At 41.9% G+C, this 13,334-nt stretch carries 12 protein-coding genes and 1 riboswitch; of the genes, 9 read left to right on the top strand and 3 right to left on the bottom strand.

Going from position 1 to position 13,334, the window contains the following annotated elements:
* The first annotated feature begins 5 nt into the window (after window positions 1–5).
* Window positions 6–2,129: a hydantoinase/oxoprolinase family protein gene (locus tag HGJ98_RS08640; RefSeq protein WP_291350660.1), complete on the top strand. Its 2,124-nt coding sequence runs from the start codon at window positions 6–8 to the stop codon at window positions 2,127–2,129.
* The gene (locus HGJ98_RS08635; protein ID WP_291350659.1) at window positions 2,110–3,852 is read left to right on the top strand and encodes a hydantoinase B/oxoprolinase family protein; all 1,743 of its coding nucleotides are present in this window, start codon (window positions 2,110–2,112) and stop codon (window positions 3,850–3,852) included. The genes HGJ98_RS08640 and HGJ98_RS08635 overlap by 20 nt, the downstream gene beginning before the upstream one ends.
* On the opposite strand, the gene HGJ98_RS08630 is transcribed toward HGJ98_RS08635, so the two are convergent.
* Window positions 3,844–4,692 carry a site-2 protease family protein gene (locus tag HGJ98_RS08630; protein WP_291350658.1) on the bottom strand — a complete coding sequence of 283 codons (849 nt, stop codon included), beginning with the start codon at window positions 4,690–4,692 and terminating at the stop codon, window positions 3,844–3,846. The genes HGJ98_RS08635 and HGJ98_RS08630 overlap by 9 nt on opposite strands.
* Window positions 4,693–5,131: 439 nt before the next feature.
* Between HGJ98_RS08630 and HGJ98_RS08625 the strand changes: the two genes are divergently transcribed.
* The 3 genes from HGJ98_RS08625 to aguB all read left to right on the top strand — a co-directional run bounded on the left by HGJ98_RS08625 (window position 5,132) and on the right by aguB (window position 7,486).
* The gene (locus HGJ98_RS08625) at window positions 5,132–5,266 is read left to right on the top strand and encodes a hypothetical protein (RefSeq protein WP_291350657.1); all 135 of its coding nucleotides are present in this window, start codon (window positions 5,132–5,134) and stop codon (window positions 5,264–5,266) included.
* Between the two features lie 305 nt (window positions 5,267–5,571).
* Window positions 5,572–6,609 carry an agmatine deiminase family protein gene (locus HGJ98_RS08620; RefSeq protein WP_291350656.1) on the top strand — a complete coding sequence of 346 codons (1,038 nt, stop codon included), beginning with the start codon at window positions 5,572–5,574 and terminating at the stop codon, window positions 6,607–6,609.
* Between the two features lies 1 nt (window position 6,610).
* Window positions 6,611–7,486 (top strand): N-carbamoylputrescine amidase, encoded by an 876-nt coding sequence (aguB, locus tag HGJ98_RS08615; RefSeq protein ID WP_291350655.1) that lies wholly within the window; start codon window positions 6,611–6,613, stop codon window positions 7,484–7,486.
* Between the two features lie 169 nt (window positions 7,487–7,655).
* Here the strand turns inward: aguB and HGJ98_RS08610 are convergent, their stop codons facing one another.
* The gene (locus tag HGJ98_RS08610; RefSeq protein WP_291350654.1) at window positions 7,656–7,994 is read right to left on the bottom strand and encodes a helix-turn-helix transcriptional regulator; all 339 of its coding nucleotides are present in this window, start codon (window positions 7,992–7,994) and stop codon (window positions 7,656–7,658) included.
* Window positions 7,995–8,158: 164 nt separating this feature from the next.
* On the opposite strand from HGJ98_RS08610, the gene HGJ98_RS08605 reads away from it, so the two are divergent.
* The 3 genes from HGJ98_RS08605 to mch all read left to right on the top strand — a co-directional run bounded on the left by HGJ98_RS08605 (window position 8,159) and on the right by mch (window position 10,710).
* A complete protein-coding gene (locus HGJ98_RS08605) occupies window positions 8,159–8,557 on the top strand; it encodes a response regulator (RefSeq protein WP_291350653.1) in 399 nt (132 codons plus the stop codon).
* An 8-nt stretch (window positions 8,558–8,565) separates the two neighbouring features.
* Window positions 8,566–9,657, top strand: a complete 1,092-nt coding sequence (locus tag HGJ98_RS08600; RefSeq protein WP_291350652.1) for an HD-GYP domain-containing protein — start codon at window positions 8,566–8,568, stop codon at window positions 9,655–9,657.
* An 81-nt stretch (window positions 9,658–9,738) separates the two neighbouring features.
* Window positions 9,739–10,710: a methenyltetrahydromethanopterin cyclohydrolase gene (gene mch / locus HGJ98_RS08595; RefSeq protein ID WP_291350651.1), complete on the top strand. Its 972-nt coding sequence runs from the start codon at window positions 9,739–9,741 to the stop codon at window positions 10,708–10,710.
* Between the two features lie 48 nt (window positions 10,711–10,758).
* Window positions 10,759–10,904: riboswitch (cyclic di-AMP (ydaO/yuaA leader) on the top strand.
* Between the two features lie 104 nt (window positions 10,905–11,008).
* Here mch and HGJ98_RS08590 read toward each other — a convergent pair.
* Window positions 11,009–11,587: a hypothetical protein gene (locus tag HGJ98_RS08590; RefSeq protein ID WP_291350650.1), complete on the bottom strand. Its 579-nt coding sequence runs from the start codon at window positions 11,585–11,587 to the stop codon at window positions 11,009–11,011.
* Between the two features lie 297 nt (window positions 11,588–11,884).
* On the opposite strand from HGJ98_RS08590, the gene HGJ98_RS08585 reads away from it, so the two are divergent.
* A complete protein-coding gene (locus tag HGJ98_RS08585; RefSeq protein ID WP_291350649.1) occupies window positions 11,885–13,255 on the top strand; it encodes a citrate/2-methylcitrate synthase in 1,371 nt (456 codons plus the stop codon).
* Window positions 13,256–13,334: the final 79 nt, after the last annotated feature.

Here is a 13,334-nt window from a genome sequence, read left to right as displayed (position 1 = left end):
AGACTATGTACGAAATTGCAGTTGATGTGGGAGGAACATTTGCGGATTTTATAGTGCGTGATCAACAGGGACGTGCATTTACAACGAAAGTTCCTTCGAGTCATGAAGACCCACTGGAACCGATTATAAAGGGCTTGAGTGAGTTAGCTGAGCAGTGTCGCCTCTCTCTCAAGGAGTTTCTCGGACAAACGAACAAATTTGTTCTTGGCACCACGGTTGGGATTAATGCCTTACTAGAGGGTCAGGGAGCCAAAACGGCTCTAATAACAACTGAGGGTTTTCGAGATGCTTTAGAACTACGTCGTTCACGTCTAGCAGAGCAGTGGGATTTTCGGGTTGCTTTGCCGCAGGTCTTAGTACCCCGTCATTTACGTATTGGTTTGAGGGAACGCATGGATTCTCAGGGTGTATCGATTAAAGCGGTGGACCACGGGCAGATTGAGGAAATAGCTCAGTTTTTGCGTCAAGAAGAGATAGAATCTGTGGCAGTATGTTTACTTTTTGCCTGCCGTAATCCTGCGCATGAAGTCGAGTTTAAAGAGGCTTTACAAGCACTTTGGTCTGGAGTTTTTGTCACACTGTCCTCAGAGCTTTCTTCCCAGCTTGGTGAATATGAACGAACGGTTACCACTGTTCTAAATGCTCGCTTAAGTCCCGTCCTAAGCAATTATTTACAAGACCTAAGGTCACTTTTGTGTGATAAGGGCCTTCAAGTACCCATTTCGATTGCCCAAAATGATGGCGGCTTAACGGATCTAATTCAAGCTAGCCAAAGCGCTGTCCATACACTTTTCTCTGGCCCGGCAGGAGGGGTAAAAGGAGGATGGGCTTTGGCTAGAGAGCAGGGATTGCCTGAATTAGTGGTGGCAGATATGGGAGGGACAAGCTTCGATGTTTCCTTAATCAGACAGAGCAAGATGGAGATGACTCCTCAAGCGGAGATCGCTGGATACCCTATCCAACTTCCAATGTTAGATATTCATACCGTCGGGGCAGGTGGAGGAAGTATTGCTTGGTTGGACAAAGGAGGAATGCTGCGAGTTGGGCCCCATTCAGCAGGTGCTAAGCCAGGGCCCGCCTGTTACGGTTTAGGGGGCCAAGAGCCGACGATTACGGATGCAGCTTTGATCATGGGTTTAATAGATAGTTCGAACTTTTTAGGTGGACGAATGACTTTGCAGAAAAAACAAGCCTATGAGGCTATTGACATAAAGATTGCTCAACCCTTAGGCTTGTCCGTCCCAGAAGCTGCCTATGCTATTTATCAAATCGCCCTCTCCTTAATGGTGGATGCTGTGTACTTAATGACCGTCAAAAAGGGGTATGATCCTCGTTCCTTTGCCTTGGCAGCCGTTGGTGGTGCTCTGCCGTTGTTTGCCACGACCTTAGCAGAAGGAGTGGGGATACGGCAAGTGGTGGTACCGGAACTTGCACCTGTTTTTTGTGCTCAGGGATTACATCACGCTCGTTTTCAGGTAGAGGCCTTGCGCAGTGTCTATGGAGTTTTGCGTGAGATACCTAGCTCAAGCTGGAATCAAGTTATACTTGAGTTGCAATCCGAGGTGGATCAAGAGTTATCACGTTTAGGCGTGTGCCCAAAACAACGTAAATATGTTTGGTCGGCGGATTTAAAGTACCCGGACCAACATCACGAAATAAACATAGATTTCCAAAGGGTTGCAGCGGATCCAGAGGTTTGGCAGCAGTTAGGCACGGAGTTTCATAAAACCCATCAGAAACTTTATGGCTATAGTCAGCCTGAGAAGTCTTTATTACTTGTCAATCTTCGATTACTAGCTCTGGAGAGGGAGGAATGTCTTCAGACTGAATCAGATCAAGTTGGGATCCAAGTTAACACTGGAAATCCATTCACCTGTAAGACTAGTAAGAGGATACCTAAATCGAATGAGCTAACCTCAGTCTATCTGCGGGGAGCTTTTCAGGAAGTAGATATCTTTCATTGGCGGGATTTATACCCCGGAATGTGTTTACAGGGGCCCGCATTAATCAAAAAGACCTTCACGACAATATTACTGGAAGAAAACTGTCAGGCAGAACTTGATCAGGCGAGGAATTTAAGGATTAAGATAGGAAAGGATGACGATAACTATGAATGCCAAAATGAATGAAGTAATCGAACGGGCTGTAATTGCTAATCGCTTGGATACGATTACTCAAGAAATGGGCTATGCCTTAGAGCGGTCGTCCCGTTCTCCTATTTTTGCTGAGGCCTGCGATTTCGCCTGTGGAATATGTAACGGTGAGGGGGATTTAGTCTCTCAAATAAATGGCATACCAATTCTTGCAGCAGCAGGAACCTTTAGTGTTAAAGAAGTGATCCGGAAATACTCTTCTGAGCAGATTGAAGAGGGGGATGTCTTTATCCTTAATGACCCCTATCAAGGAGGAAACCACCTTCCGGATATTGGGATTATTACTCCATTAGTCGTGGCTGGAGAGGTCTTATTCTATTGTGTTAGCAGGGCTCATCATGGAGATATCGGAGGGTCCGTCGCAGGAAGTTATAATGCTAAAGCAACTGAAATTTTTCAGGAGGGCCTGCGTATTCCACCGATTAAACTTGTGAGCAAGGGGCAAGTTCTTAACGAGGTTATGGACCTAATTCTACGAAATGTAAGAAATCCGCTGATGCTCCAAAATGATCTGTGGGCTCAAATGGGAGCCAACCAGATTGGAGTTGCTCGTTTAGCAGAGTTACTCAATGATTATTCTCCTGCTCGAATAAAAGGGACAGTAGAATATTTGCTAGATCACGCCGAAAACCTTACTCGTCAAGCTATTGAAGGTATGCCGGATGGAGATTACTCTGCCGAAGAGTGGGTTGATGATGATGGCTTTCAAGAGAATCCTATTAAGATCAAGGTAGAAGTAAGGATTAGAGGAGAAGAAATGACGGTTGATTTTAAGGGCACTGATCCTCAAGTCAAGGGCTTTGTAAACTCGGCGTTAGTAACCAGTACGACAGCTGCCTGGATTGGCGCCCTTTGGGCGTTAGGTCCAGACATTCCACGAAACAGCGGTGCTTTTAGAGCAATTAAGGTTCTTTTGCCAGAGGGCAGTTTAGTGAACCCCTATGATCCTGCGCCGGTTACCTTGAGTACGTTAACTCCGGCAAGTGAAATAATCAGCTCAATTTTCCAAGCTTTAGACTCTGTGGCGGGTCAACGATTGCCTGCTGGTTTTGGGCGTTATTGTGGGCCGTCGTTCTATGGCATCGATCCTCGAAACCAGGAATTTTATGTGGGATTTGCCTTTTGTGCCTTAGGTTCAGGTGGAGGAATATCTGGTAGGGATGGTTATCCTTATATGGCTCCCTTGTCCAATTATGGGGGGGTGCGAGCACCAAATATCGAAGCTAATGAAATCCAATACCCACATTTAACCTTGTGTCATGAAATGGAAATCGATACCAGTGGAGCGGGAACGTGGCGCGGGGGACCAGGTGTTCGCTATAGTATACAGTTTCAGGGTGACCCGACCAATATTGTGATGTTTGGTGATGGAATGAAAATTCCACCGTTTGGCGCAGCAAAAGGGAAGCCTGGAAGTTTGAACTACGTTGAATTGTTAACAATTAATGGGGAAAAGATTCCTCTAGAGAGCAAAGAACCTTCGCGCTCCTTGTCGAAGGGAACGGTACTGACCATGGTTTCCTCTGGTGGTGGTGGTTGGGGAGACCCTTGGCAGAGAGACCCAGGGAAAGTAGAGCAAGATGTCTTAGATGGTGTTATTTCCCGTGCGAAGGCCAGAGAGGATTATGGGGTTGTGGTTGTCGAAGAAGGTGTAGATTGGGCAGCAACGACTGAGTTGCGCTCTGTCTTGTTAGCGTAGTCCATAAATTGATTCCGTAAATGTCTTGGAGATATCTAACGAATACATCATTAGAAAGACTAAAACTCCGATTAGAACAAGATATGAAATACCAATCTTTAGCCTGAAACTGGGCTCAACGCTCAGGTATTGGGCAGTAACTGATTTTTGGCGATACATGGTTAGGACTTCATAAGCCCCGAAAAGCACGATAATAAGTAGTATATAGGCATGTAGTTTCCAAATGAGGAACAGAGCCATCACTAAGCCAATCACCCAGATAAAGGGAGAGATTGCCTTCGAGATTCTGCCCCCATCTAAGGAGCCGAAGGGAAGTAGATTAAAAAGATTTATGAAGGCACTGACATAGGCCAATCCTGCCCAATAGGGACTGCTTGTCAGCATGTAGAGACCTAAACAAACAAAGGTAATCAATGCCCCAGCTGCTGGACCACCAATGGCTGTTATGGCTTCTTCCCGAACAGAATTAGGCATGCTCTTCATTCTAATAAAGGCACCAAGAAAAGGAATAAATGTTGGAGCAGAAACATCTAGACCAAGTTTCTTACTGGTTACGTAATGACCCATCTCGTGAATGAAAATTACTCCAACAAAGCCTACAGCAAATAGCCAACCATATATTTGAGCATAGAGTAATGCCGTCAAACCCATAGTTATAAAGGTCCCTGCAAATTTTGAAGCCTTTAATAAGGTAAACAGCAGTTTGCCGATTACAGCTAGTTTACCAAAATTTAGAAAACCTAAGATTGCTGTGATCACGATACTCAGGATGGCTTTAGAATTTCTTTTCCTTGGTTTTTCTACGAGATCGTAATCAGGTTTATTCTCGTCGTGAAGCATATAATAGTCTCCCTTACTTATTCTGATTATCTTGGAATTACCTTTATATTAATAGTAATCAGTTGCATATTTAAATAGAAGATACCTAGGCCTATTTTATCATTGATATTCCTTTTTCAGAAGAGCTATTAAATTGATGAGGGATAGATCTTTGCCTCATTAGAGGTATTTGGATACTTATTTCAGAAAAGTTTATAATTTGTTTATAAATTGTTTAGAGAAATTCAAGACAATTCGCTTAAACTATAGTTAGAGAGCTTCCTAAAGGGAGTGTTCCAACGGAGTCTTGTTGCCAAGGCCTGGTCCATGACACAGTTGGATATCTGAGCGGTAAGCCCAGACGTGGGCATATGCCGCTCAGAGGACACTTATTTAATAATTCTGCACGAACATTTCAATTTCTTCTTAATTTGTGGTTAATTGAAAGGGAGGGAATCGTATGGAAGGACTAGATTTTTTGCTAACAGCTATCTGTTTTTCAGTTTTGGGTTATGGATTATGCTATATGACTCTTTCAGTTAATCATAAATCTAAACCTCAAAATGTGAATACTGAAAATTCAATGCAGCGGTAAGACGGATCTATTAAAAAGGGACCTAATACATGAGTCAGGTAGATTTGTAGGGAAGATATGAGGGTGTGACGGACGAAGGTTTGTTATACCCTTTTTGTTATATTGTCAAAAGCATAAACTTGCGTTACATTACAAATATTGGTGGAATCAACAAGGTTAATTTTAGTGAAAAATTGACGGCTTTATTGTATAATGCTGAAGATGACAATCATCCAACGTAGCTGCTTAAAGCAGCTACTATTCTTTGTCTTATTGATAGATTTGAAGGATTACCAGGAGTATAAACTAGGAATAGAGGGATTTAAATGAATCCGAAACAGCTAAACTATAAAATGCCACCGGAATGGACTAAGCATACTCGGACCTTTATTTCATGGCCTGTAAAAGCGTCCATGTGCTATCCCGAGAACTATGAGGAGGTCTGTCAGGGTTACACAGAAATCATCAAGGCGATTGCCGAATTTGAGCCTATAACCGTCGTAGCAAATTCTGAGGATTTTAAGAAGCTTTCTTGCCTATTTCAAAATGAGCGGATTGAAATCCTTGAGATCGAGCATAATGATGCATGGCTAAGGGATAATGGTCCAACATTTCTTATCCGTGATGATGGGGATAGGGCAGGGGTCAATTGGAGGTTTAATGCTTGGGGTGGAAAGTACGCGCCTTGGGATTTAGACGACCAAGTGGCTAGTGAGATTTTGAAGCATGTCAAATTGAAAGGGTTTGATGCTCCCCTCGTTATGGAAGGGGGTTCCTTTCATGTCGATGGTGAAGGTACGCTGCTGACAACGGAAGAGTGTCTCTTAAATCCTAATCGGAATCCAAATATGAGTAGAGAACAAATTGAAGCAGTGTTAGGGGATTTTCTTGATATCCAGAAAGTAGTCTGGCTTAAAAAAGGGCTTGATGGAGACGAGACGGATGGTCATGTCGATAATATTGCCTGCTTTGCTGCTCCAGGTAAAATACTCTTGCAGGTTTGTGATGATCCTACGGATGAGAACTATGCCATTACCCAAGAAAACTTAGCCATATTAAAAAGAGAGACGGATGCCCTCGGGAGAAGGTTCGAAATTATCCCAATTCATCAACCTCCCAAACTATGTGATCCCCTTACCAAAGGGCGTTTGACCTTAAGTTATTTGAACTTCTACTTTGTTAATGGAGGAATTGTTTTGCCTGTTTTTGGTGGGAAAGCAAAAGAATTTGATGGATTAGCGGTTCAGGTGTTAAGCCAAACCTTCCCCCGAAGGCGGATACGCACAGTTAATGGAATGGGGATCATTCGGGAGGGTGGAAACGTTCATTGTACAACCCAACAGATGCCAGCAGGGAGGGATTAAGATGAGAAAGGTTAAAGTGGCAGCTACTCAGATGAGCTGTTCTAATAACATTGATGAAAACATTACCAAAGCTGAGGGTTTGGTAAGGGAGGCAGCATCTCAGGGTGCTCAGATTATTTTGTTGCAAGAGTTGTTTGAAACCCCGTATTTCTGTCAAAAGGAAAAATCTCAGTATTATGTTTATGCAACGGAACTAGAGCAGAATAAAGCGGTTAACCATTTTAAAGGAGTAGCTAAAGAGCTTCAGGTGGTACTGCCCATCAGCTTCTATGAGAAAAAAAACTATGCACGTTATAATTCTCTAGCTGTCATAGATGCTAGTGGAGACGTTCTAGGTAAGTATCGCAAGAGCCATATCCCAGATGGCCCAGGGTATGAAGAAAAGTTTTATTTTAACCCAGGAGATACGGGCTTTAAGGTCTGGAATACTCGCTATGGAAAAATTGGGGTTGGAGTCTGCTGGGATCAATGGTATCCGGAAGCTGCACGGTGTATGGCCTTGATGGGGGCAGAACTGCTTTTTTATCCTACGGCCATCGGTTCAGAGCCCCAAGATGGATCGATCGATTCTAAAGATCATTGGCAGACCTGTATGCTGGGGCATGCAGCAGCAAACTTGATTCCTGTAATCGCTTCGAATCGAATCGGGGTTGAGGAAGATGATGAATCGAATATTTCCTTCTACGGATCTTCTTTCATTGCAGGTCCCCAAGGGAATAAGATTGTCGAAGCTGGGCGCACCGAAGAACGTGTTCTGATCGCTGAGTTTGACCTAGAACAACTTGAGACGCAACGAATCGAGTGGGGGATTTTTCGAGACCGCCGACCCGATCTATACAGAATCATATCATCCTATGATGGGGAGACTAAGATTTAGGAGACGTTTTAATCGTTTGCTGAGGCAGACATCAATATCTAACCAATATTATAGAAATGATTCCTCCCCCCGGTACAAATGAACCGGGGGGTTTTGCTGATTAAAAAGACCCTTATGTACTACTAGTCAAATTTTGGGCGTAGGGAATTTTGAGGTAACTGAGAAGTAGTTAAACTAATTCACTGGTAGATACGAAATAGGCCCTCGCGACTTCATAAACAAAGTTAATTGATTTAGAATTTTTTCCTGCCAAAAGGGCATTGAGCTTATTTAGTGTTGGGTCGGAATCATTTGAGGAAGAGTAAAGCAAAGCTGTAGGTTCCACTTCCAGGACGGTGCCTATTCTTGCTAATAGGTCTAAAGAGGGAGCCCTAAGGCCCCGTTCCAAATAGCCTATATAGGAACTACTCACATTAACTAGTTCAGCAAGTTTTTCTTGTGTAAGGCCCTTAGACTGCCGGAAAAGCCGTATGTTTTTCCCAGCGACCTCTTGAATGTTGTTAGACACACTATCACCTCTCCTTCAATTTTATGTTAGTCACCTCAAACATCTTACCGACTGTGTGTATGTAATCAGATTGAAAAACAAAACACATAGTTATAGAATATAATATTAGAAGTCACGAAATATCAGATGTTATATTATAGAGTGCTTAGGTGGGAGGAAGAAAATTGTCGGGATATATTTTAGTTGTCGATGACCAATATGGGGTAAGACTTCTTCTTCATACGGTTTTAGAGGAATCAAGTTATAACGTCAAAACGGTGGCAAGCGGGGCTGAATGTCTAAGCCTTGCGATGTCCTTTAACCCTCCATCGCTCATTCTACTAGATCAAAGAATGCCGACAATGACAGGACTGCAAGTATTATCGATGCTTGGTGAGGACTGTCAGGCTAAAAATATTCCAGTAATCATGATAAGTGCAGAATCCGATATAGAGGAGGTTGCACGAAGTCTAGGCGTTAAAGATTTTTTAAGCAAACCTATGGACTTAAACGTCTTGCTCAAAACAGTTGAAGATACTTTAGCTAGGGCGAAGCTGAAACAAAGTGACGTTGGAAGGGGTTAGAGTATTTGATGAATTTGGTTCTAGAAAAGTTGCCACAAGGTTTCTTGTTTTTCGAAAAACAAGCCCCAATGGATTTGTTTGATGCCAGAGGCCTTCTTTTATTGACAAGAGGGCAACTAGTCACAGAATGGATCAGGGAACGCCTGGCAAGTAGTGAGGTATACACATTAAAATCTGAGGTAAAGACGGTTACTCATACTAAGTCTTTTCCTAAGGACCTATATTGGGATATCGTAGGTTCATTATGGAGTATTTATCACGATGTTGGGTTAATTACTTCTGAGCAGATTTCCAAAACTATGGTTAGTATAGAGTGGATAATTAACGAGATTAAAGATAAATGTATTTACATAGATACTAATTCTCTGCGAGTAGATTTAGCAAGTTTCAAAGAACATGATTACTGTACTTTTGTCCATGCTGTTAATGTTGCTATCCTCTCAGCATTAACAGCTAGGGAATTAGGTTATAAGGGGCAACGTTTAAGGTATCTTGCAATGGGTGCTATCCTTCATGACATTGGTAAAATTAAAGTGCCCTATGAGATTTTGAATAAGCCAGGGCCATTAAGTAAAAGTGAATTCTACATTATTCAGCAACATCCACTTGAAGGTGAAGCGATGCTTCGAAATGCGGAGGTTTTACCAAGTATCTTAAATACAGTACGACAGCATCACGAACGTTGGAGCGGTAATGGATATCCTAATGGACTAAGTGGATCTAGAATTCACCTAGATGCCCAAATTATTGCTGTAGCTGATGTTTATGATGCCCTAACTGCAGATCGGCCATACCGTAAAGCACTTCCACCTTATCATGCTCTCGAAATGATATTAGCTATGGAGAAGGATTTTAACCCAATGGTGATCCAAGCATTTCGTAAATCCTTAAATCTTTATCCTAAAGATTCCTTAGTAACCCTTAATACTGGCGAAAGAGGTTTAGTTGTAGCTGTACCTACTAGTTTTCCGACACGTCCTCTCGTGCGACTGTTGTTTGACCGTAATGGGAAATATGTAGATAAAGATACATATATAGATTTAATGTGCGAGTTAACCTCTTTTATCATAGAAACTTCTTTCCGTAACTCTATGGCCTGATTTCCAAAGGTAATTTAATTGACTAAAAAGGGGTATGCTGAAAAATATTGTTAAAAGTACTGTGAAAAAGGAAGAAGTGTCATGGTTACGTATAGCCAATCATCAAAGCTAAGTCCAAACCGTCAAGCGTTTCCTATAGTTAAGAAATTCCTCGATAGAAGTGAACTTCTAAGGGTCAAAGTTCACAACTATAATAAGGTAACCGTGATTGACTGCGGAGTTCAGGTTCAAGGTGGCTGGGAGGCAGGGGTTTTGTTTGCCGAAGTGTGCCTGGGTGGACTGGCCCGAGTAAACTTACATTGGTCAGGTTTAAATGGGTTACGATGGCCAACGGTAGAAGTTTATACAGATCATCCTGTGCGGGCTTGTCTGGCGTCTCAATATGCAGGTTGGCCCATTCAAAATGGAAAGTCCCTTGCTATGGGTTCCGGCCCAGGACGAGCCATAATTCATAAAGGAAGTGTATATGAGACCTCCTCGTGCTACGAAGACTACTCGGAAAGGGCGATTCTATGTCTAGAATGTGAGGGACTTCCGTCAGATGAGGTCGTTCAACATCTGTTAAAGGAATTAGGATGTGACCCTAAGAATCTTTATATATTAGTAGCTCCTACTGCTTCTCAGGTGGGTTCAGTTCAGATAGCCGCACGAGCCCTAGAAACGGGTTTGTCAAAGCTCATGGAATTAGGGTATGATCTAGAAAGGGTTGATTCTGGCTGGGGAACATGTCCACTTCCTCCTGTAGCAGGTAATCAGCTTAGTGCCTTAGGACGCTCCAACGATGGAATTCTTTATGGATCAACCGTCCTTTATAATCTCAGAGATGAAGATGAGGTCTTAGATGCCCTAGTCAGGCAAATTCCGTTCTGCTCTTCGAAGGAATATGGGAGGCCTTTTTTAGATATCTACAAGGATCATGGAAATTTTTACGATATAGACCCTCTGATCTTTAGCCCGGCAGAGGTATGGTTATGCAATTTAAACAGTGGGCGCTCTTTTCATGCCGGAGCTTTACGTCCGGATCTTTTGCGTGATTTATTTGACCTGACTTAATAAAGTGTGATACAATTTCTTATTATATAATATTGAAAACTCAAATAGTGTTCTCGATCGCTTAATTCTATTTAGAAGCGGGGAAACCATTTCCGGGGGTGAATCCTTCACATTTAGTAAAATTATTGTGAGGGTAGGGTTACTTTCGACCCGAATCCGTCAGCTAACTTCGTAAGCGTTGAAAGAGAGGAATACACTTAGCTTTGCTTTGCGATTCCTAGCTTTCCGCTTTAGCTGTAACCCGGACCTTTGGTCGGGTTTTTTATTTTGAGGTATAATTGTTTGTATGGATTTCATGCTACTCAAGTAAGTGGTAGGTTTTTAAGTAGTTTAAAATACTTTCTTTTTCACTCATTTCAACATGAATCAGTGGTTGCTGTCTACCAGCAATGACTCCAGCCCACTTAAGATAGATTGTTTGGGTATAGGATTTATGGACAATTGGATCTGCATACCTTAGGCAAATTATTATGAAATGGGGATTAAGATTGGGTGCTTCAACAAGGTCTTGGTTATTAAGGGTTAGGAGTAAGCTGGTGGTAGTATCCCTTGGAATGTCATTAACCACTGTATAGTCGTCAATAAGAATCGGCTTTTGCAACATTTGTTGCTCAAAAACCAAGGTCCTACTAAAAAGATTCGTAGCTGGATGAGTTCCAACGTTCTTAAATTTAAACTCGAACTCGAACCCTAATTCTTCGGCAAGATGAATTGTAGGAGATTCTAAAAAAGTGAAGTAAGGTCGTGCTGCTTCCCGCTGTGTTTGCCAGGTAGTGATAGAAATATAGACAGAAATAATTGACACTAAAGCAAAAATTGCCGTTGAAGCAGTGACCATGTTACCAGACCAGTTCCATTTTTTAATGTTCCAAGACATGTTTGCCCCCTAATTTAGCATATTTTGATATGTATATTAGTAAATAAGCTAAAAAATTCATTAGCACTAACCAGTGCACTCTATTTCAGCTAAGGGTGAAATTCGATACTTTGAAGCGGGGGACGCTGTATACGGCGTAATCTGGAACTATTCACAATTATTTTTCTGATTAAAGAATGATAGGGAGGGAACAATAGCATATTATTAGATATTTAAAATGCTTCAATTCCACTTGTTATGGATGTTATAGATTGGGAAAAATCAATTAATTAATAGAGCTTAAAAGGGGAAGAGTATATGAAATATGTAAATAATGAGCAGTCTGAAGAAATCATGTTGAATAAGCTAAGTAAAATGGCTGAAGAAAGTGGCTATATTAAACCTGAATTATATCGTAAATACGAAGTTAAACGCGGACTACGTGATTTAGATGGGAAAGGTGTACTCGTCGGCTTAACTGAGATTGGTGAAGTCCACTCCTACATTATGGATGAGGGTGAAAAGGTCTCCGTTCCGGGACGATTGATTTATCGCGGTATTGACATTAGGGATATCGTAAAAGGTTTCACTAAAGAAGATCGATATGGATTTGAAGAAACTGCCTATTTACTACTCTTTGGAACGTTGCCAGACCTAAAGGCTCAAAAAGAATTTGAGGAACTTCTTTCAGTTTACCAAAGACTACCGGAAGATTTTGCTCGTGATGTGATTCTAAAAGCACCGAGCAAAGATATCATGAATACACTGGCAAGAAGTGTTTTAGCATTATACTCCTTTGATGACAATCCTGATGATACATCAATGCAAAACGTCCTAAAGCAATGTCTTAGACTGATTGCCTGCTTCCCATCTTTAGCAGTCTATGGTTATCAAGCTTTTAGTCATTATCACGGCAATCAAAGTCTTTATATTCACAGCCCTCGAGCGGATCTAAGTATTGCTGAGAATATTCTAGCTATGTTAAGACCGGATAGCAGCTATACAGCGTTAGAAGCTAAACTGCTGGATCTTGCGCTTGTGCTTCACGCCGAGCATGGTGGAGGAAACAATTCCTCCTTTGTAACTCATGTTGTAACTTCGACTGGAACGGATACTTATTCCGCAATGGCAGCAGCGATTGGTGCCCTTAAAGGTCCACGTCATGGCGGGGCGAATATTAAGGTTGTGCAAATGTTTGAGGATATGAAAGATAAATTGAAGGATTGGGAGGATGACGAAGAGATTGAGCAATACCTTACTCGGATTCTTTCCAAAGATGCCTTTGATCGTTCTGGTTTAATCTATGGAATTGGGCATGCAGTTTACTCAATATCTGATCCGAGGGCGGTCATACTCAAGCATTATGTTTCCCAACTAGCACAGGAAAAGGGGTTAGTCGACGAATTTAACCTATATGCCAAGGTTGAGACCCTCGCACCTCAGGTTATTGAAAAGGTCAATACAATGTATAAGACTGTCAGCGCCAATGTCGATTTCTACTCCGGCTTTGTTTACAAAATGCTCAATATTCCAATGGAAATGTTTACGCCGATCTTTGCGATTTCCAGAATCGTAGGCTGGAGTGCACATCGTATTGAGGAAATAGCCAATAGTGGAAAAATTATTCGACCAGCTTATAAAAGTGTAGCACCAAGACGAAAGTATATTAGAATGAATGAGCGATCTTAGAAAGATTGTGACAAAACAAAATATGGTATAAAAAGAGAAGCTTTTTGGCTTCTCTTTTATATAGGCATAAATCTTTATT

The organism is Desulfosporosinus sp. (assembly GCF_014237355.1).
Taxonomy (GTDB): domain Bacteria; phylum Bacillota; class Desulfitobacteriia; order Desulfitobacteriales; family Desulfitobacteriaceae; genus Desulfosporosinus.
Note: the sequence above shows the minus strand (reverse complement) of the source record. Positions and strands in the feature narration are given on the sequence as shown.